At 71.6% G+C, this 18,615-nt stretch carries 14 protein-coding genes and 1 pseudogene; 10 read left to right on the forward strand and 5 right to left on the reverse strand.

Annotated elements, in window-relative coordinates; all coding sequences use genetic code 11:
- Positions 1-7: 7 nt before the first annotated feature.
- Positions 8-679: an IclR family transcriptional regulator gene (locus HW837_RS12750; RefSeq protein WP_045561881.1), complete on the reverse strand. Its 672-nt coding sequence runs from the start codon at positions 677-679 to the stop codon at positions 8-10.
- A gap of 229 nt (positions 680-908) precedes the next feature.
- On the opposite strand from HW837_RS12750, the gene HW837_RS12755 reads away from it, so the two are divergent.
- From HW837_RS12755 to katG, 6 genes are all read left to right on the forward strand, one after another.
- Complete coding sequence (locus HW837_RS12755) at positions 909-2,090, forward strand: homogentisate 1,2-dioxygenase (protein ID WP_193379724.1); 1,182 nt, start codon at positions 909-911, stop codon at positions 2,088-2,090.
- Positions 2,087-2,962 (forward strand): hypothetical protein, encoded by an 876-nt coding sequence (locus tag HW837_RS12760; RefSeq protein ID WP_193379723.1) that lies wholly within the window; start codon positions 2,087-2,089, stop codon positions 2,960-2,962. Before HW837_RS12755 ends, HW837_RS12760 begins: the two co-directional genes overlap by 4 nt.
- The gene (gene fahA / locus HW837_RS12765) at positions 2,959-4,155 is read left to right on the forward strand and encodes a fumarylacetoacetase (RefSeq protein ID WP_045561878.1); all 1,197 of its coding nucleotides are present in this window, start codon (positions 2,959-2,961) and stop codon (positions 4,153-4,155) included. The genes HW837_RS12760 and fahA overlap by 4 nt, the downstream gene beginning before the upstream one ends.
- Positions 4,152-4,907 carry a CoA transferase subunit A gene (locus HW837_RS12770; RefSeq protein WP_045561877.1) on the forward strand — a complete coding sequence of 252 codons (756 nt, stop codon included), beginning with the start codon at positions 4,152-4,154 and terminating at the stop codon, positions 4,905-4,907. The genes fahA and HW837_RS12770 overlap by 4 nt, the downstream gene beginning before the upstream one ends.
- Entirely contained in the window at positions 4,904-5,548 is a 645-nt protein-coding gene (locus HW837_RS12775) for a CoA transferase subunit B (protein WP_193379722.1), read from the forward strand. Before HW837_RS12770 ends, HW837_RS12775 begins: the two co-directional genes overlap by 4 nt.
- Before the next feature lie 185 nt (positions 5,549-5,733).
- A complete protein-coding gene (gene katG, locus HW837_RS12780) occupies positions 5,734-7,923 on the forward strand; it encodes a catalase/peroxidase HPI (protein ID WP_193379721.1) in 2,190 nt (729 codons plus the stop codon).
- A 72-nt stretch (positions 7,924-7,995) separates the two neighbouring features.
- Here the strand turns inward: katG and HW837_RS12785 are convergent, their stop codons facing one another.
- From HW837_RS12785 to HW837_RS12800, 3 genes are all read right to left on the reverse strand, one after another.
- Positions 7,996-8,388 (reverse strand): VOC family protein, encoded by a 393-nt coding sequence (locus HW837_RS12785; protein ID WP_045561874.1) that lies wholly within the window; start codon positions 8,386-8,388, stop codon positions 7,996-7,998.
- Positions 8,389-9,386: 998 nt separating this feature from the next.
- Positions 9,387-10,976: a Re/Si-specific NAD(P)(+) transhydrogenase subunit beta gene (gene pntB, locus HW837_RS12795; protein WP_237270154.1), complete on the reverse strand. Its 1,590-nt coding sequence runs from the start codon at positions 10,974-10,976 to the stop codon at positions 9,387-9,389.
- A gap of 6 nt (positions 10,977-10,982) precedes the next feature.
- On the reverse strand, positions 10,983-12,539 hold the full coding sequence (locus HW837_RS12800; RefSeq protein ID WP_193379720.1) for a Re/Si-specific NAD(P)(+) transhydrogenase subunit alpha: 1,557 nt from the start codon (positions 12,537-12,539) through the stop codon (positions 10,983-10,985).
- A 330-nt stretch (positions 12,540-12,869) separates the two neighbouring features.
- On the opposite strand from HW837_RS12800, the gene HW837_RS12805 reads away from it, so the two are divergent.
- The 4 genes and pseudogenes from HW837_RS12805 to HW837_RS12820 all read left to right on the forward strand — a co-directional run bounded on the left by HW837_RS12805 (position 12,870) and on the right by HW837_RS12820 (position 17,246).
- Positions 12,870-14,636: a SulP family inorganic anion transporter gene (locus HW837_RS12805; RefSeq protein ID WP_193379719.1), complete on the forward strand. Its 1,767-nt coding sequence runs from the start codon at positions 12,870-12,872 to the stop codon at positions 14,634-14,636.
- Positions 14,633-15,038, forward strand: a pseudogene (locus tag HW837_RS12810) (pyridoxamine 5'-phosphate oxidase family protein). Before HW837_RS12805 ends, HW837_RS12810 begins: the two are co-directional and overlap by 4 nt.
- 421 nt (positions 15,039-15,459) lie before the next feature.
- Complete coding sequence (locus tag HW837_RS12815) at positions 15,460-15,810, forward strand: ArsR/SmtB family transcription factor (RefSeq protein ID WP_045561988.1); 351 nt, start codon at positions 15,460-15,462, stop codon at positions 15,808-15,810.
- 410 nt (positions 15,811-16,220) lie between these two features.
- Positions 16,221-17,246, forward strand: coding sequence for a 6-phosphofructokinase (locus tag HW837_RS12820; RefSeq protein ID WP_045561869.1), 1,026 nt, complete (start codon positions 16,221-16,223; stop codon positions 17,244-17,246).
- Positions 17,247-17,306: 60 nt separating this feature from the next.
- Here HW837_RS12820 and HW837_RS12825 read toward each other — a convergent pair whose 3' ends face one another.
- A complete protein-coding gene (locus HW837_RS12825; protein ID WP_193379718.1) occupies positions 17,307-18,194 on the reverse strand; it encodes a universal stress protein in 888 nt (295 codons plus the stop codon).
- Positions 18,195-18,615 lie beyond the last annotated feature (421 nt).

The raw sequence follows: 18,615 nt of genomic DNA on the forward strand, positions 1-18,615 counted from the left end.
GGTGCGGTCAGGCCCTGCCGAGGGACGCCAGTCGCGCGGCCGCGTCCCGCACCCGGGCGGCGACCGCGTCGATGTCGAAGTCGTGCATGGCCACGACGCCGACCGAGGCGCCCACCGCGCCGGGCACCTCGAAGCCCACCGCGATCCCGGTGGCGCCCTGTTGCAGCTGCCCCGAGGTGATGCTGTAACCCGCCTCCCTGGCGCGCACGACCTCCTCGGGCTCGTCCGGCCAGGACGGCTGCAACGCGAGGATGGCGATGCCGTTCGCCCCGCGCTCCAGCGGATGCCGGACGCCGATGCGGTAGCCCACCTGTACGGGGCCGTGCTGGACGGTCGGCTGGGCGCCGGCCACGGGGACGCACTCCCGTGCGCCGTGCGCCACCGTCAGGAAGGCGGAGGTGCCGGTGCCGTCGGCGAGTTCCTGCAGTACGGGCTGGGCAGCCAGGACCAGCTGGTGCCGGAACCGCCCCGCCAGCGTGGCGGCCCCGGCTCCGAGCAGCACCCGCTTGCCCTGCCGGGAGACCAGCGCGTGCTCCTCCAGCGTGCGCACGATCCGGTACGCGATGGCCCGGTCGATCTCCAGCCGCGCCGCCAGGTCCGCCACCGTCAGACCGTCGGCCGTCAGCGAGATCAGGTCCAGCGCCCGGAGCCCACGGTCCAGGCCTTGCAGGGTGGCCATCGACGCCTCCTGATCCCGCGGCCGCACCCGGCCCGCACGGAAACCGACAGATCTTGTTGCGGCGCCACGTTAGGGCACGTCACACCGACGAGTGGCGTCGGCCGTCCTTGACTGAGCTGTCACCGGGGACCTAACTTCGCCCTTGTTGCCACTATCGCACAAAAGTGTGCGCTGAGCGCACACTCAATTCGCGCACGGCACCACGCCTCCGAGTCATGAGGAGAGAGACTTGCCGTACTACCACCGGGCGGGCGAGGTTCCGCCGAAACGTCACACCCAGCACCGGGACCCGGACGGCAACCTCTACTACGAGGAGCTGATGGGCGAGGAGGGCTTCTCCTCGGACTCCTCGCTGCTCTACCACCGGCACATCCCGTCGGCGGTGCGGGAGTTCCGGGTGTGGGACCTCGGCGACCAGTCCCTGGCCCCCAATCACCCCTTGGTGCCTCGCCACCTCTCCACGCACAAGCTCTTCCCGGACGGCGGGTCCGGCGTCGACGCGGTGACCGGCCGCAGGCTGCTGCTGGGCAACGAGGACGTACGGCTGGCGTACGTCGTGGCGGACACGGCCAGTCCCTACTACCGCAACGCCATCGGCGACGAGTGCCTCTACGTCGAGGACGGCCGGGCCCGGGTGGAGACGGTCTTCGGAGACCTGGAAGCCGGCGACGGGGACTATGTGATCGTCCCGCGGGCGACCACGTACCGGATCGTCCCGGACGGCGCCGTACGGATCTACGCGATCGAGGCCAACTCGCACCTGGGGCCGCCGCGGCGCTATCTGTCCCGGCACGGCCAGCTGTTGGAGCACGCGCCCTACTGCGAGCGCGACCTCCGCCTCCCGGACGGGCCGAAGCTCGTCGAGGGCGAGGACGTCGAGGTGTTCATCAAGCACCGGGGGTCGGGCGGTGTCGTGGGGACCGTCCACACACTGCCGAACCACCCCTTCGACGTCGTCGGCTGGGACGGCTGTCTCTACCCGTACGTCCTCAACATCCGGGACTTCGAGCCCCTCACCGGCCGGGTCCACCAGCCGCCGCCGGTCCACCAGGTCTTCGAGGGCCACAACTTCGTGGTCTGCAACTTCGTGCCGCGCAAGGTGGACTACCACCCGCTGTCGGTCCCGGTGCCGTACTACCACTCCAACGTCGACTCCGACGAGGTGATGTTCTACTGCGGCGGCAACTACGAGGCCCGCAAGGGCTCCGGCATCGGGCAGGGCTCGATCTCCCTGCACCCCGGCGGCCACCCCCACGGCCCCCAGCCGGGCGCCATGGAGCGGTCGATCGGGGCCGAGTTCTTCGACGAACTCGCTGTCATGGTCGACACCTTCCGCCCGCTGCAACTCGGCGAGGCCGCCCGCGCGACGGACGACGGGACGTACGTCTACTCCTGGGAGCAGAACCGATGAGCGGCCGCCCACCGGAGATCCCCCCGGTGCTCGTCGGCCTGTTCGACGACGCGGCGGTCTTCCCGCCCGGCAGCCTGCCCGTCGAGGAGGCCGTCCCGGCCCATGTGGCGCACACCCGTGGCGCCCATGCCGCGCTGGTCGGGGCCTTCGTCCTCGCCGCCCAGGACCTCGACCGGCTCGCCGACGCGACCGCGGACCTCGCCGAAGGGTCCTTCGACCTCTCGGTGACCGTGCCGCTGCCGGGTGCCCGGGAGGCTCTCGCCGCCGCACGCCGGATCCCGGCCGTGCGGCCGACCGGGCTGGAGGTCTCCGTGCCCGACACGGTCGCCGCGGACGCGGTCGTACCCGCCCTGGACGCCGCGGTCGACGACCCGACCGCCCTCACCGTCTATGTCGAAGTGCCGCGCGACGCCCGGCGCGAGACGCTGCTCGCCGCCCTCGCCGGGACCCCCTACCTGGCCAAGTTCCGCACCGGAGGCGTACGCGCCGACCTCTACCCCGACGAGCGTGAACTCGCGGCGGCCGTGCTGACCGCGGCACGGTCCGGGGTGGCGTTCAAGGCGACCGCGGGCCTGCACCACGCGCTCCGCAACACCGATCCGGAGACCGGATTCGAACAGCACGGGTTCCTCAACCTGCTCGTGGCCACCGACGCCGCCCTCCGGGGCGCCGATGAGGCGACGGTGGCCGAGGCGCTGGCCGGCCGCGACGGTGACCGGATCGCCGAGCGGGTACGCGCCCTCTCGCCCCGGGTCCGTGAGCTGTTCCGCTCCTTCGGCACCTGCTCCGTCGCCGAACCCGTACGCGAAGCGGCCGGGTGGGGACTGCTGCCCGCCGCGACGACCACCGACCTGACCGAGGTGTCCCCATGACCCGCACCATCCGGCCGGCCGTCCCGGCCGAGTCCCTGTTCGGCCTGACCAATCTGCCCTACGGCGTCTACTCGGTGCCCGGCCGTGAGCCACGCGTGGCGACCCGCTACGGGGACCACGTCGTCGACCTGGCCGTGCTGCTGGACGACGACGTCTTCGCCCGGCCGAGCCTGAACGCCTTCATGGCACAGGGCCGTACCCGCTGGGTCGAGGTCCGGGCCGGGATCACCGAGCGTCTACGGGGCGAGGTGCCCGCCGAGGCCGTCCACGACCTGGGCGCGGTCACCCTGCACCTGCCGTTCGAGGTCGCCGACTACGTCGACTTCTACGCCTCCGAGCACCACGCCTCCAACCTGGGCCGGCTCTTCCGGCCCGACAACCCCGACCCGCTGATGCCCAACTGGAAGCATCTGCCGGTCGGTTACCACGGGCGGGCGGCCTCCGTCGTCGTCTCGGGCACCGACATCGTCAGGCCCTCCGGACAGCGCAAGGGCCCCCAGGACCCCGTACCGGTCTTCGGGCCCTCGACCCGCCTCGACATCGAGGCCGAACTCGGCTTCGTCGTCGGCACCGGCAACGCCATGGGCGACTCCATCGGCGCCGAGGACGCGGAGCGGCACATCTTCGGGGTGGTGCTCTTCAACGACTGGTCCGCGCGCGACATCCAGGCCTGGGAGTACGTCCCGCTCGGCCCCAACCTGGGCAAGTCCTTCGCCTCGACGATCTCGCCGTGGGTGGTGCCGCTGCTCGCCCTGGACGCCGCCCGGGTCCCGGTCCCGCCGCAGGAGCCGGCCGTGCTGCCGTATCTGCGGATGGCACGGCCGTGGGGGCTCGACATCGACCTCACGGTCGCCTGGAACGGGCAGGTGGTCTCCCGGCCGCCGTACTCCGCGATGTACTGGTCCCCCGCCCAGATGCTGGCGCACCAGACCGTCAACGGCGCCCCCTCGCGCACCGGTGACCTGTTCGCGTCCGGCACCGTCTCCGGTCCGGAGAAGGAGCAGCGGGGTGCCTTCATCGAACTGACCTGGGGCGGCAAGGAGCCCGTCATGGTCGACGGCCGGCCCCGCACGTTCCTGGAGGACGGGGACGAGGTCGTCCTCACCGCCACGGCCCCGGGCGCCGACGGGACCCGGATCGGTTTCGGCGAGGCCCGCGGCCGGATCACCGGCGGCAAGCGGGAGGCGCGATGAGCAAGGCAGTGGCCTCGGTCGCCGAGGCGGTCGCCGACATCACCGCGGGCAGTTCGCTCGCCGTCGGCGGGTTCGGGCTCTCCGGGATCCCGGACCGCCTGATCACGGCGCTGGCCGAGCAGGGGGCCGACGGCCTGGAGGTCTTCTCCAACAACTGCGGTGTGGACGGCATCGGCCTCGGTCTCCTCCTCGGACTCGGGCGGATCCGCCGGGTCACGGCGTCCTACGTCGGGGAGAACAAGGAGTTCGCCCGCCAGTACCTCTCCGGTGAACTGGAGGTGGAACTCACCCCGCAGGGCACCCTGGCCGAGCGGCTGCGCGCGGGCGGCTCCGGCATCCCCGCGTTCTACACCCCCGCGGGCGTGGGCACCCCGGTCGCGCACGGCGGACTGCCCTGGAGGTACGGCCGGAGCGGGGAGGTCCTGGTCGCCTCCCCTCCCAAGGAGGTCCGCGAGTTCCGCGGCCGCCGGTACGTGCTGGAGGAGGGCATCGTCGCCGACTTCGCGCTCGTCCACGCCCGGCTCGGCGACACCGACGGGAACCTCGTCTTCAACAAGGCGGCGATGAACTTCAACCCGCTCGCCGCGATGGCGGGGCGGATCTGCGTCGCCCAGGTCGAGGAACTGGTGGAACCCGGGGAGATCGACCCCGCCGAGGTGCACCTGCCCGGCGTCTTCGTCCAGCGGATCGTCCACACCGGCCCGCAGACCAAGCACATCGAGAAGCGCACGGTTCGGGAGGACGCGGCATGAGCGAGCGGCGGACCGGCTGGTCCCGGTCACAGATGGCGGCCCGGGCCGCGCGGGAACTGCGTGACGGCGAGTACGTCAACCTCGGCATCGGCCTGCCGACGCTCATCCCGAACTTCCTCCCGGACGGCGTCCGGGTCACGCTGCACAGCGAGAACGGCATCCTCGGGACGGGCCCCTACCCGGTCGACGCCGAGGTCGACGCCAACCTGATCAACGCCGGCAAGGAGACCGTCACCGTCGGCCCCGGGGCGTCGTTCTTCGACTCCGCCCGCAGCTTCGGCATGATCCGCGGCGGCCACATCGACACCGCCGTGCTCGGGGGCATGCAGGTCTCCGCCGCGGGCGACCTGGCCAACTGGATGGTGCCCGGGAAGACGGTCAAGGGGATGGGCGGCGCGATGGACCTGGTCCACGGTGCCAAGCGGGTGATCGTCCTCATGGAGCACGTCGCCAAGGACGGCTCCCACAAGATCGTCGAGAAGTGCACCCTGCCGCTCACCGGGCAGGGCGTGGTCCAGCGGATCATCACCGACCTCGCGGTGCTGGACCTCACCGACGAGGGGTGCCGACTCGTGGAACCGGCGCCCGGTGTCACCCTCGACGAGGTACGCGGGAAGACGGGTGCTCCCGTACAAGGCTGACCCGGATCACGGCGGAACCGCCCGCGACCGCGAGGGGAAAGGAGGAATTTCCTCGCACGTTTGTCATGCGGGAATGCCCTGCGTGTTTCGTGGCGGTGCCGTCTGCGGTGCGCGACCATACGGACGCCGAGTTCACCTTCATCGGCATGGTGCGCGGAAAACACCGAGACAGAAAGTAGGACGACGTGTCCGGCAGCGAAAGCGAAAACCCGGCAATCGCCTCCCCCACCCCCACGCCGACCCGGCCCAGGACGAACCGGGACTGGTGGCCGAATCAGCTGGACCTTCAAATTCTCCACCAGCACTCGTCCCGCTCGAATCCCATGGACGAGGACTTCGACTACGCGCGCGAGTTCGCGACCCTCGACGTGGACGCGCTGAAGCAGGACGTCTTCGAGGTGATGACGGCCTCGCAGGAGTGGTGGCCCGCCGACTACGGCCACTACGGGCCCCTGTTCATCCGGATGAGCTGGCACGCGGCGGGCACGTACCGGATCGCCGACGGCCGGGGCGGGGGCGGCAGCGGCGCGCAGCGTTTCGCCCCTCTCAACAGCTGGCCGGACAACGCGAGCCTCGACAAGGCGCGCCGTCTGTTGTGGCCGGTGAAGCAGAAGTACGGGCAGAAGATCTCCTGGGCCGATCTTCTGGTTTTCGCCGGTAACTGTGCCATGGAGTCCATGGGATTCAAGACGTTCGGATTCGGATTCGGGCGCGAGGACATCTGGGAACCCGAGGAAATCATCTGGGGGCCCGAGGACATCTGGCTCGGGGACGAGCGTTACAGCGGCGACAGGGAACTCTCCGCTCCTTTCGGTGCCGTGCAGATGGGACTGATCTACGTCAACCCGGAGGGCCCGAACGGCAATCCGGATCCGCTGGCCGCCGCGCGGGACATTCGCGAGACGTTCGGGCGCATGGCGATGAACGACGAGGAGACCGTCGCGCTCATCGTCGGCGGCCACACGTTCGGCAAGTGCCACGGCGCCGTCGACCCCGAGCACATCGGCCCCGAACCCGAGGCGGCGCCCGTCGAGCAGCAAGGTCTCGGCTGGCGGAACCGCTACGGCAGCGGCAAGGGCTCCGACACGCTCACCAGTGGGCTCGAGGGCGCCTGGACGTCCGCGCCGACCCGGTGGGACAACGGCTACCTGGACAACCTGTTCGGCTACGAATGGGAGCTGACGACGAGCCCCGCCGGTGCCAAGCAGTGGACCCCCACGGATCCCTCGGCCAGGGACACGGTGCCCGACGCCCACGATCCGTCGAGGAGCCACGCTCCCATGATGCTGACGACGGACCTCGCGCTGAAGGTGGATCCGGTCTACGGCCCGATCTCGAAGAGCTTCCACGAGAACCCGGACAGGCTCGCGGACGCCTTCGCCAGGGCCTGGTACAAGCTGTTGCACCGTGACATGGGGCCCGTCGCCCGCTACCTCGGCCCGTGGGTCCCCGAGCCGCAGCTGTGGCAGGACCCCGTCCCCCAGGTCGACCACCGGCTCGTCGGGGACGCGGACGTCGCCGCGCTGAAGCGCACGATCCTGGACTCGGGGCTGTCGGTCTCCCAGCTGGTCACCACCGCCTGGGCGGCCGCGGCGAGCTTCCGCGGCACCGACAAGCGGGGCGGGGCCAACGGCGCCCGGATCCGGCTCGCGCCGCAGCGGGACTGGGAGGTCAACCAACTGCCCGAGGTGGCGGAGGTGTTGCGGGGCCTGGAACGGATCCGGGACGACTTCGCCCGCTCTCGGGCCGACGGCACCCGGATCTCGCTGGCCGACCTGATCGTCCTCGGCGGGTGCGCGGCCGTCGAGCAGGCCGCGCGGAACGCCGGTCACGACATCACCGTCCCGTTCGCACCCGGACGCACGGACGCCACGCAGGAACAGACCGACGTGGAGTCGTTCGCCGTGCTGGAGCCCAGGGCCGACGGGTTCCGGAACTACCTCCGGGCGGGCGAGAAGCTGTCGCCGGAGACCCTGCTGCTGGACCGCGCCAACCTGCTGACGCTGACGGCTCCCGAGATGACGGTGCTGGTCGGTGGCATGCGCGCGCTGAACACGGGCTTCGGGCGCTCCCCGCACGGCGTCCTCACCCACCGGCCGGAGACGCTGACCACCGACTTCTTCGTCAACCTGCTGGACATGGGCACGGAGTGGAAGGCGTCCACGTCCGACGAGAACGTGTTCGAGGGCCGGGACAGCGCCACCGGCGAACCCAGGTGGACCGCCACCGCGGTCGACCTGGTCTTCGGCTCGCACTCCCAGCTCCGAGCGCTGTCGGAGGTCTACGCGGCGAAGGACGCGGGTCCCAAGTTCGTGCGTGACTTCGTGGCCGCGTGGGACAAGGTGATGAACCTCGACCGGTTCGACCTGGCCTGAGCCGGCGGCACCGGGACCGGGGGGCGGCGGGGCCGGACCAGCGCGGCGCCCCCACCCCCACGGTCCCGTCGGTCAGTTCTCCTGGAGCACGGAGAGGACGTTCCCGGCGGGGTCGGTGAACCACGCGATCGCCGCGGGGCCGCCCTCACCGACCCGCACGACGCCCTTCTCGTCGTGCTCGAACTCGGGGTAGCGCTCCAGCTCCACGCCGCGTCGGCGCAGTTCGTCGACGGCGGACCCGATGTCGTCGACGGGGAAGTTGAGCAGCGTGAACGTCGCGGGGGTGTGCGTCTCCTTCGGGTAGACGAAGACACGCGCGCCGCTGCCGAGCGTGAGGATCAGCATCCGCATGTCGCCCTGCCCCGACTCCTCCACCCGCAGCCCCAGGGTCTCGCCGTAGAACCGGCGGGCCTCGCCGAGGTCGTCGACCGCGAAACCACTGAACGCCTGTGTCTCTCCGAACATGCCGGATGTCTCCTTCACGCGTGTGCCGTCCCGAGAACGTCAGGGCACACCACGCCCGCCACGGCCGACGGCGCGCCACGCGGTCGACGTCCGGATGGTCGCGCGCCCTTCACCCGCACGACGCGACGGCGACCGGGTCCCCCGCGAACCGGCGCGCGCAAGGCCACCGGTCCCTCCTTACGCAACACGAGTGAATCAGCCGACTTCACCACTCGGTGCCGTGGTGAGTTTCGTACGGTCTGTGTCGGGATCCGGCCGGCCGTGGGGAGGGTGGATGATCGTGTCCCTCGGACCGTCCGTCGGCTGCTTGGTGCTGACCGTCTCCCTGCTGCTCCGTGCCCGGGGCACCCGCGGGCGTGTGCGGACCCGTCTGCTCCTGGTGGCGGGTTCCGCGGGCGCCGGAGGCGTCTACCGGGCCTCCCTCGTCGCCCTGTCGGGCCGGCCGCAACCGGCGGCGGATCCACCGGGGTGGGCGGGGTTGACGGGATGGGCGGTGGTCGCCGGGGTGACGATCACGGTCGGGCTGGGGCTGGCCGGTCTGGTCGTCGCGGCCGATGCCGGTACGGGATGGCAGGCGTGGCTGCGGCGCGTACTCGACGGGGCCGTCATGGCCGGCGCCGTGTTCATGGCGGGCTGGGTGCTGCTGGGCAGGTCCGGTGACGGCTGGCGGCCGGAGACGGGCATGCTCGGCGTCCTGTGGACCTCGGAGGTCGTGTTCCTCGGTTTCCTGCTCGCCCTGCGACGTCTCGTACGGGGCGACCAGCAGGCCACCCTGTGGGCCTCGATCGTCGGGGTGTTCCTGATGTTGATCGGCGACACCCTGCGCCTGCTGCGGGTCGGACCACCGGGCGGAGAGGCGATGTCCTTCCAGGTGTCCGACCTCTGCGGCACCGCCGGACTGCTGATCGTCGCCGTCGGTCCCTGGGTGCCCGGCGGGGCCAGTGTGCTGGGCGCCGGCCGACCGATCCTGCGCTCGGGGATGGAGGGCGCCGCGGCGTTCATCCCCCTGACCGTGTGCACCGTGTCGGCGCTGGGGTACGCGCTGGCGCCGCTGGCCGACGACCCGGTACCGCTGCTGGTCGGCGGCCTCGCACTGCTCGGCCTGTGGGCCCGGCAGATCTGCCTGCCCAGCAGAACCACGGGCGGGGACGACTGAGCGGTGCGACGGTGCCGGCCATCTCCGGGACCGGTGTGTCGAGGGCGTCGAGGCCGCGCAGGATGTCCTCCACCCGCTGCTTGGCGTCGCCGAAGAGCATCTGGGTGTTCTCGCGGAAGAACAGCGGGTTCTGCACGCCCGCGTAGCCGACGGCCATGGACCGCTTGAAGACCACCACATGGGCGGCCTCCCACACGTGCAGCACGGGCATGCCGGCGATGGGGCTGGTGGGGTTGTCGATGGCGGCCGGGTTGACGGTGTCGTTGGCGCCGATGACGAGGACGACCGAGGTGGCGGGGAAGTCGTCGTTGATCTCGTCCATCTCCAGCACGATGTCGTACGGCACATTGGCCTCGGCGAGCAGTACGTTCATGTGCCCGGGCAGTCGGCCGGCCACGGGGTGGATGCCGAAGCGCACCTCGACGCCCCGCTCGCGCAGTTCGCGGGCCAACTCGGCCACCGGGTACTGGGCCTGGGCGACCGCCATGCCGTAGCCCGGCGCGATGATCACCGAGGAGGCGTCGCGCAGCAGTTCCGCGGTCTCCTCGGCGTTGATCTCCCGGTGCTCGCCCTGCTCACCGTCGTCGGCCGCCGCCGGAGTGCCGAAGCCGCCGGCGATCACCGAGAGGAAGGAGCGGTTCATGGCCTTGCACATGATGTACGAGAGGTAGGCACCGGAGGAGCCGACGAGCGCGCCGGTGACGATGAGCAGGTTGTTGGCGAGGAGGAAACCGGAGGCCGCCGCGGCCCAGCCGGAGTAGCTGTTGAGCATGGAGACCACGACGGGCATGTCACCGCCGCCGATGGAGGCGACCAGGTGCGCGCCCAGAGCCAGCGCGATCACGGTGACCGCGATGAGCAGGCCCATGCCGGGGCGGGCCACGAAGGCGACGGTGAGCACGACGAAGGCGACCAGCGCGCTCACGTTGAGGACGTGCTTGCCGGGCAGGGTGAGGGGGCGGGAGTCGATGCGGGCCGAGAGCTTCATATACGCGACGACGGAGCCGGTGAAGGTGACGCCGCCGATGAACACGCCGATGAACACCTCGGCGTGGTGGATGCCGAGCAGGGAACCGGTGAGTTCGGCGTCGACGTCGAGGTAGCCGTTCCAGCCGACGAACGCGGCGGCGAGGCCGACGAGGCTGTGCATGATGGCGATCAGCTCGGGCATCCCGGTCATCTCGACGACCCGGGCGCGCCACAGTCCGATGCCCCCGCCGACGGCCATGGCGACGGCGATCAGCACGAGACCGGAGGCGGTGATGGTGCGGGAGGCGAGTCCGACGGTGGCGGCCAGGGCGATGACCATGCCCGTGATGCCCCAGACGACCCCGGAACGGGACGTCCGGTGCCGGGAGAGTCCCGCGAGGCTGAGGATGAACAGCAGCGCGGCGACGACGTAGGCGGCTTCTGCGGCCGTGACGGTGGTCATCCCTGATCAGCCCTTCGAGAACATGCCGAGCATGCGGCGGGTGACGGCGAATCCGCCGAAGATGTTGATGCCGGCCAGCAGGATCGCGGCGAACGACAGCACGGTGACGGCTGTGTTCCCCTGCCCGATCTGCAGCAGCGCGCCGACGACCACGATCCCGGAGATGGCGTTGGTGACCGACATCAACGGGGTGTGCAGCGCGTGGTGCACCTGGCCGATGACGTAGAAGCCGATGACGATGGCGAGCACGAACACCGTGAAGTGGCCGATGAGTTCGCTGGGTGAGAAGGCGGTCACCAGGAACAGGGCGAGCGCTCCGGCGCCGACGAGGGCGTACGCCGACCAGGCGGGGCGTGCGGGCTTCGCCGGTGTCTCCGACAGCACGGCCACGGGTTCCGGGGCCCCTGCCGGGGCGGTCGCGGCGGACACCTGGACCGGTGGCGGGGGCCAGGTCCTCTCGCCCTCGCGGACCACGGTCATCGCGCGCTGCACCACGTCGTCGAGGTCCAGGACGAGACGGCCGTCCTTGCCGGGGGTGAGCAGCTTCATCAGGTTGACGAGGTTGGTGCCGTAGAGCTGTGAGGCCTGGGCGGGGAGCCGGCCGGGCAGGTCGGTGTAGCCGATGATCGTGACGTCGTTGTCGGTGACGACGGCCTTGCCGGCGACCGTGCCCTCGACGTTGCCGCCCTGCGCGGCCGCCATGTCGACGATGACGCTGCCGGGCTTCATGCGCGCGACGTCGGCGGCGGTGATGAGCCTCGGTGCCGGCCTGCCCGGGACGAGCGCGGTGGTGATGATGATGTCGACGTCGGCCGCCTGCTCGGCGTACAGCCGCTCGGCGAGCCGGTTGTAGTCGTCCGAGGTGGCCTTGGCGTAGCCGTCGGTGCCGACCTCCTGCGTGGCGGAGACGGTGAGGAACTCGCCGCCCAGGGAGCGGACCTGTTCGGCGACCTCGGGCCGGGGGTCGGTGGCGCGGACCACGGCGCCGAGGCTGCGGGCCGCGCCGATCGCCGCGAGTCCGGCGACGCCGGCGCCGGCCACCAGGACCTTGGCGGGCGGCACCTTGCCGGCGGCGGTCACCTGGCCGGTGAAGAAGCGTCCGAAGGCGTGCGCGGCCTCGACGACGGCCCGGTATCCGGCGATGTTCGCCATCGAGCTGAGGACGTCCAGCGACTGGGCCCGGGAGATGCGCGGCACGGCGTCCATGGCGAGCACGGTGATGGGCCGCCGGGCCAGTTCCTCGACCAGTTCGGGGTGGAGAGCCGGGCCGATCAGCGCGATCAGCGTCGCTCCGTCGCGCAGCCTGCCGATCTCCTCGCCGGAGGGGCCGTTCACCTTGAGTACGATCTCCGCCGCCCATGGGTCGCCGAGCCGGGCGCCCGCCTCCTCGTAGGCCGCGTCGGAGAACCGGGACGACGCGCCCGCTCCCGGTTCGACCACCACGTCGTACCCGAGCGCGACGAGTCTGCCCACGGTGGCCGGCGTCGCCGCCACCCTGGTCTCGCCCGGGGTGGACTCGGCCGGGACGCCGATGCTCTGGGGTTCGGGTTCCGCTTGGACCATCCTCTGTCTCTCTTCCCGTGGACGTCGTGGTGCCGGGTCTCACTGACCCACTTGTTGACCCATGCCCCGTGGGTGCGGGGTGGATACGGGGCCACGCGTCCAATCGTCGCCCGGACGGCAGCGGCGGCGGCCTGGAACCCGAGCCGCCGAGGGCGGCCTTCGCCGGCACCGCCCGCGGGCCCCAGGCGGACCAGGACCTTTGAAGAGTGGTCATGACCTTATCAATTGCCAAATTTAGCAATTGATAAGGTCTACCGACCGTGTCCGCAGAAGAGATGAGGGCCTAGCAGTGTCCGTTCCGCTGTACCAGAGGGCCGGGGGCGGCACGTCGTGAGGAAGTCGCTCGGGCGGGTCGTGGCCCGATGTGCCGCGCTGTTGCCCCGCCGCGGAGATCTGGCGGAGATACGCCGGAATCCGCGAAGGGATCTGCTGGCCGGACTCACGGTGGCGGTCGTGGCGCTGCCGCTCGCTCTCGGATTCGGCGTCTCCTCCGGGCTCGGTGCCGCGGCGGGGTTGGCGACCGCGGTGGTGGCAGGGGCGCTCGCCGCGATCTTCGGCGGCTCGAACCTGCAGGTGTCCGGGCCGACCGGCGCGATGACCGTGGTGCTGGTGCCGATCGTCGCGGAGCATGGGCCCTCCGGGGTGCTCACGGTCGGTCTGATGGCGGGCGTGCTGCTCGTCGGCCTCGCGCTGCTCAGGACCGGCAAGTACATGCAGTACGTACCCGCGCCCGTGGTGGAGGGCTTCACTCTCGGCATCGCCGCCGTGATCGGACTGCAGCAGGTCCCCGGTGCGCTCGGAGTGCCCAAGCCCGAGGGCGACCGCGTCCTGCTGGTGACCTGGCGCGCTCTGGAGGAGTTCGCCAGGACCCCGAACTGGACCGCCGTCGCGTTCGCCCTGTCGGTCGCCGCCCTGGTGCTGGTCGGCGCACGGCTACGGCCCACCGTCCCTTTCCCCATCCTCGCGGTGATCGCGGCCACCGTCGTCGCGCAGGCGGCCGGTCTGGACTCGGCGAAGCCGATCGGCGATCTGCCGGCCGGGCTGCCCGCCCCCTCACTGACCTTCCTCGACCTGGGCTCGCTGACCTCGCTGTTCGCGCCGGCGGTGGCGGTGGCGGCGCTGGCGGCGCTGGAGTCCCTGTTGTCGGCGTCGGTCGCCGACGGCATGACGGTGGGCCAGAAGCACGATCCGGACCGCGAACTCTTCGGCCAGGGCGTGGCGAACATCGCCGTCCCCCTCTTCGGGGGTGTGCCCGCGACCGGCGCGATCGCGAGGACCGCGGTCAACGTACGGACCGGCGCGAGTTCCCGGCTCGCCTCCCTGGTCCACGCCGCCGTCCTGGCCGCCATCGTCTTCGCGGCCGCGCCCCTGGTCTCGAAGATCCCGCTCGCCGCCCTCGCCGGCGTGCTGCTGGCCACCGCGGTCCGCATGGTCGAGGTCGGCTCGCTGCGGGCGATGGCCAGGGCCACCCGCTCCGACGCCCTGATCCTCGTCCTGACCGCCGTCGCGACCCTCGCACTCGACCTCGTCCAGGCCGTCATCATCGGCCTGCTCGTCGCCGGCGCACTGGCCCTGCGTGCGGTGGCACGCCAGGCTCGCCTGGCCCAGGTCCCGCTCGACCGCGGAGACCACAGCGCCCAGGAGCACGCCCTCCTGGCCGAGCACATCGTGGCCTACCGCATCGACGGACCTCTGTTCTTCGCGGCAGCGCACCGCTTCCTCCTCGAACTGGCCGAGGTGGCCGACGTGCGCGTGGTCATCCTGCGCATGTCCCGCGTGACGACCGTCGACGCCACCGGCGCCCTCGTCCTCAAGGACGTGGTGGAAAGGCTCAATCGCCGGGGCATCGTGGTCATGGCCTCCGGGATCCGCTCCGGTCAGCGGCAGGTCCTGGATTCCGTCGGCGCGTTGGAACTGCTGTGCCGACAGGGTGGCGAGTACGTCACCACACCCGAGGCGATCCACGGCGCCCGAGCCCACCTGGAACACGCGGGTGTGATGCCGCCACGTGGGGCCCGGGGGGCCTCAGGTGCGCTGCCGCATGGCACCCGGGCCGCCCGGCCCCTCGCCGAGGAGACGGGGGAAACCGTCGTATGAGCAATCCCCCTGCGGCTCCGCGCATGGTCGAGGTGTCCGGCGCCGAGGCCCTGTGGCTGCTCGAGGGCAGCTCCCTGGGACGCCTCGTGTACCCACATCGGGACCGGCTCGTCGTCCGGCCCGCTCGGCACACCTGGGAGCACGGTCGGCTGGTGGTGCGCACACCCGCGCCGGCCGCCGATGTCACGGCGACCTACCACGTGGACGAGATCCGTGCCGTGGGGGGGCACCGGCTGGCTGGTCACCGTCGCCGGCCCGGTCGAGGTGATCACAGACCCCGACGAGGCCGCCCATCATCGGCGCACGCTCTCCGGCTGGGCCCACGGCCCGCACGACACCCTGTTGCGCCTGCTCCCCAGGACGGTGACCGGCTTCCGTCTGATCCGCACGGAGGTGCGATGAGTCCCCGGCCCGGCCTGGCGCCCCATCGGCGTGCGGAGACGCTGCCTGCGTCGCGGGTCACCCACGGCATCCGGCACGCCGCGCGGTGTCCCGGCTCGGCTTCCGGTCGCCGACCCGCCCGGGGGAGAGCCGCGTCGGCCTGCCCCTCTCCGACCGATGAGGCCCGGGCGTGCGCACGGTCGAGGACGATGACGATCGCGTGGCCCACCACTGTCGAGCAGGACCTCGGCGCCCCGTCCGCCGGACGACACCCGCGCGTGCCGGCTGTGCGATCGCCGGAGGTTCCCTTCCCCTGCGCGGATTCGGTGTCGGCGCCCTCACAGGCGAGGATGGATCACATGTGTGTGACGAGTGGGTGGAAGCGCAACGCCACGGAGCGGCCGATACGGTCGTACCGCGCTCCCGGGGAGGGGACGGCACCGTGACGACCCCGCTGTACCAGCTGAAAGCCGAGTTCTTCAAGACCCTCGGCCACCCGGCGCGCATCCGGGTACTGGAGCTGCTGAGCGAGCGCGAGCACGCCGTGGCGGAGATGCTGCCCGAGGTGGGTATCGAGCCGGCGCACCTGTCGCAGCAACTCGCCGTGCTGCGTCGAGCGAACCTGGTGGTGACACGCAAGGAGGGCTCGACCGTGTACTACTCGCTGACCAGCCCACACATCGCCGAGCTGCTCCGGGTCGCCCGCACCATCCTGTCCGGCGTACTGGCCGGACAGGCCGAACTGCTCGCCGATCTGCGGGCCGCCTCGCCGCACACGGAGGCACCGTCGTGAGGCGTCGGCCCCGACACGGACCTGTGCGACTTCCGTGGGCCGGTACGGGCCCGGACACGGCACACGATCCGGCGTAGCTGTCCGACCGAGCCCCGGCTCTCCCGGCCTGTCGGTGGAGGACCCGGCGGGAGCCGCCGGAGGCCGAACGTCCCCGGCGAGGCCCCTGGGCAGGTCGCCGACGTGGCGGTCGTCACCCATGCTGGAAGAGAGTCACACGACTGCCGAAGGTCGCGTCCGCGGAAGTGGGCAGCACTCCTCGGCGCCGAGCCGGGGAGGCAGAGGGGGCACACCCTGCTCGCGACGGCATCCACATCGGCACCGTGCCCGAGTCGGGTACGGCCGGGCCGCATCCAGGGCCGGCAGCCGTCCGGCGGACGGCGTCGGCGCGTGCGAGAAGTAGGGAGGACGCCATGAAGGTCGGAGTGCTGACCGGTGGCGGCGACTGTCCCGGCCTCAACGCCGTGATCCGCAGCGTCGTGCGCAAAGGTGTCCAGGAGTACTCCTTCGACTTCGTCGGCCTGCGGGACGGCTGGCGCGGCGCCCTCCAGGGCGACGTCGTACCACTGGAGGTCTCCGACGTGCGGGGGATCCTCCCCCGCGGGGGCACCATCCTGGGTTCGTCCCGCACCAACCCCTTCAAGCACGAGGACGGGGCCCAGCGCATCCAGGACACCCTCGTGGAGCACCGGATCGACGCGCTCGTCGTCATCGGCGGCGAGGACACCCTCGGCGCGGCCACGGAGCTGAGCCGTCACGGCGTCCGTCTCGTCGGTGTGCCGAAGACCATCGACAACGACGTGTCCGGCACCGACTACACCTTCGGGTTCGACACGGCGGTCGGCATCGCCACGGAGGCCATCGACCGGCTGCACACCACCGCCGAATCGCACATGCGCACGCTGGTGGTGGAGGTGATGGGGAGGCATTCCGGCTGGATCGCCCTGCACGCCGGAGTGGCGGGCGGCGCCAACGCGATCCTCGTGCCGGAGCGGCCGTTCGACATCGACCAGGTGTGCGAGTGGGTGAAGAACCGCTTCAAGATCAACTACGCGCCGATCGTCGTCGCCGCCGAAGGAGCCATGCCCAAGGAAGGACAGATGGTCCTCAAGGACCGTTCACTGGACGAGTACGGTCATGTACGGCTGTCCGGCATCGGCGAGTGGCTCGCCCAGGAGATCGAGGCACGCACGGCGACCGAGGCGCGTACCACCGTCCTCGGCCACGTCCAGCGCGGAGGCACCCCGAGCGCCTTCGACCGCTGGCTCGCCACGCGTTTCGGGCTGCACGCCGTCGACGCGGTCAAGGACGGCGACTTCGGCACGATGACGGCCCTGCGCGGCACGGAGATCGTGCGCGTCCGCCTCGACGACACCAGGAAGGGGACGAAGCAGGTCGATCCCTCGTTGTACGACGAGTTCGAGGTGTTCTTCGGGTGATCGGGCGCCCCGCCACCGGCAGGTGCTCCACCGGCCGCCCGCGCCCGATCCGCTCCGCCGTCACCCCGCGTGCGGTACGACCACGACCGGGCAGCGGGTGTGGTGCAGTACCGCGTGGGTCACCGGCCCCAGCCGACCCTCGACCGCCCCCGGATCGGTACGGCGCCCCACGACCAGCAGGTCCGACCGGCGGCAGGCGTTCAGCAACGCCTGCGCCGGATGGAGCAGGACGACATCGGTGCGGACGGTCACGCCCGGGTACTTGTCCCGCCACGGCCGCAGGCCGTCGGCTGCCCGAAAGACCTCCTGGTCCTCCCAGGTGGCACGGTCCTCCTCGGTCACGAACAGCCTCTGCGGAGAGACGGCCTCGGCCGGGAGAGCCCACGCCTTCACCACGTGCAGCGCAGCCTCCCGGCCCTCGGCGGACGTGAACGCGAAGTCCGCCAGCTCGCCGACCGGACGATGGGAGTCGAAACCCACCACGACCTCGGCGGCGCTCCTCGCGCCCTCCCCGGCCTCGAAGCCCCCGACCGGTCGGGAAGGCACCAGCACGACGGGACAGACGGCCGCCGCCGCCGCGCGAAGCGCCACCGATCCCACCGCGAGACCGTCGAAGCCGCCCGCCCCCCTCGTTCCGACCACGAGGAGCGCGGCGTCTCGCGCCGCCGCGAGAAGCGCCGCGGCCGGTGCCTCGGCGGTCTGCTCAGCCCGCACCTGGAGGTCCGGACAGCGGGCACCGAGGTCGGCGACCGCCCGCTGGAGCACCCGTTCACCCACACGGTGCAGCATCTCCGCGGCCGCGTCCGGGACGACCTCGTCCGGAAGCGACGGAGACGCCTGGACGAGACGGAGGGGCAGGCCCCGCAGGACGGCTTCGGCCGCGGCCCAGTCGACCGCGGCCATACCGCGCTCGGATCCATCGACACCCGCCAGGACAGGGCGACTCATCGCTTCCTCCTTCCCGCGCGGCGGCGGCGCGCGGGTCCGTCCCGCACCGTGTCCGCCGCTCTTCCACTGTTCCAGACAAGCACCTGCGGGTCCTGGTGGGCGACAAGGAGTCCGCCGGTCCGGCGAGTTCCGCGGCAGGGCCGTTCGGCCTCCGGCGAGGGACCTGTGGGGCCGTGCCGGACGGCACGACGTTGTGAAGAGGAGGTGAACACGCGCTCGCCGTGCCCGACGCCGAGGGAGCGCGGGACGCCTGCGAAGCGGGCCGTACGGCGGGCCGGCTGCCGGTAGGTGACGGTGGAGACGGAACCGTCCCAGGGGCCGAGCACCGCAATGCCTCGTCCGCGCGGTCCGAGGCCGCGTGCCGGTCCACGGCCTCGTGGGCGATGTTCGGACCGCCACCAGGGAGGCGCCTGTGGCCGGG

Source organism: Streptomyces caniscabiei (assembly GCF_014930365.1).
In the GTDB taxonomy this organism is placed as follows: Bacteria; Actinomycetota; Actinomycetes; order Streptomycetales; family Streptomycetaceae; genus Streptomyces; species Streptomyces caniscabiei.